Here is a 1,735-nt window from a genome sequence, read left to right on the forward strand (position 1 = left end):
TTGGCCTACCGGCGTGGATCGATTCCGGAAATCCTCGATCATGGCGTCACCGGCTTTATTTGCGAGACGGTATCCGAAATGGTGGATGCAGTCGGGCAGATCTCTCTCATCGATCGTCAACGCTGCCGGACCGCCTTTGACGAGCGGTTTACCGCGGATCGGATGGCGCGCGACTATGTGGCGTTGTATGAGCGTCTTCTCGAAGATGAAGGGGTTCAAGCCGGACAGGCCTACGCCTCCGAGCAGCATAAGATTCTTGGGCGAGGCCGACATGTCTGACGTACCTGCTGATTCAAAAGAGACCGGTTCCACTCCGGGCCGCGCGCGAGGCTGGGAATTAGTCAAGACCAGAGACTTCGGCTTTTTGTTTGCAGGCCAGACGATTTCGCAGATCGGCGACAGCCTCAACAAGGTGGCGTTGCTCTGGTTTGTATACGAGATGACCGGGTCGGCGCTCAAGATGACGGTGGTCGGACTGCTTCAAACTCTGCCGCCCTTGCTGTTCGGGCCGCTGATCGGCGTCTATTTGGATCGTGTTCGGAAGAAACCGGTGATGATCGGCGTCGATCTTCTTCGCACCTTGATGGTTTTTCTGATTCCGCTGCTCTATGCCATGGGAGCCTTGACGCTTGATCGGCTCTACGTCCTTGTCTTTTTCACCGCCATCTTCTCCACCATCTTTGGGCCGGCCCTCACCTCGGCGGTTCCTCTGATTGTGCCCAAGGAGCGGCTTATTGCCGCCAACGCGCTCATGCAGACGACGACCAACGTCGGACTGCTGGTGGGACCGGCGGTGAGCGGCCTCGGCATTGCGCTCATCGGAGCCCAAAATGTGCTTTTTGCCGATGCGGCGACGTTTTTTATCTCCGCGCTGTGCTTGTTCCCCGTTCGGATGCATGAAACGCTCGATCAGTGGCGCGCCGCGGGCAAAGGACTGACGGAAGGGATCAAGGGTGATTTGCTGGTCGGCTTCCGTTTCGTGTTCGTCGAACAGAGGACCGTCACGCTCCTCATGTTGACGGCCACCCTCTATAGCGTCGGCATCAGCGCCTTCATCTTTCTGCTGCCGGTCTTTGCGAAAGACGTCCTGGGGGTAGGTCCGATTCAGCTCGGGTGGCTCTGGTCGGCGCTTGGTGTCGGAATGTTGCTGGCTTCTCTTGGCTTGACATCGATCACGCAGGGAGACGTACCGTGGCGTCTTCGGTTCATGTCCGGCGCTTTGGCCATCGGCGGTCTTGCCGTCGCGGCGCTCGGTTTCCTGGAAGCTCCTGTTGTTGCCGGCGCCCTGATCGCGGTGATCGGAGGAAGCACCGCCATGTTTACTCCGTTGGTGTGGACGATGCTCCAAGAATTGACACCGGCGCATCTCCTCGGCCGAGTCTTTACGAGCTTCGCCACCGGAGGCATGGCGTCATCCATGGCCGGTATGGCGGGTTTTGGATGGGCCGCCGATACGATCGGTCCGGCCGCCAGCCTAGGAGGAATCAGCCTCATTCTTCTCATGACGGCTGCCACCGCGTGGCTGTTCAGCTTTTACAAGTCGCATACAGGGGGCGTAGCCGTTTCTACGCCCGGCACCTTTGCTTCTCAACCACGCGTCGCGCAATCGTAGTTCCACGCCGAACGTTCTGTTCGCAACATCAGTTTCGACATGTCCATCACCGCGAAGCGAGACGGCCCTTGAGACAGGGCCGTCTTCTTCCGTCAACGCGTGACATGAAAGTCCTCCCGAGTT

1 protein-coding gene and 1 pseudogene are annotated in these 1,735 nt (G+C 58.8%); both read left to right on the forward strand.

Translation table 11 applies throughout. The features are described from left to right. Positions 1-279 (forward strand): annotated as a pseudogene (locus ACOSYY_RS03095) (hypothetical protein); the annotation flags it as partial. Further along, positions 272-1,612 (forward strand): MFS transporter, encoded by a 1,341-nt coding sequence (locus ACOSYY_RS03100; RefSeq protein ID WP_421660807.1) that lies wholly within the window; start codon positions 272-274, stop codon positions 1,610-1,612. The pseudogene ACOSYY_RS03095 and the gene ACOSYY_RS03100, both read left to right, overlap by 8 nt. Positions 1,613-1,735 lie beyond the last annotated feature (123 nt).

This window comes from Nitrospira sp. BLG_2, from assembly GCF_049222245.1.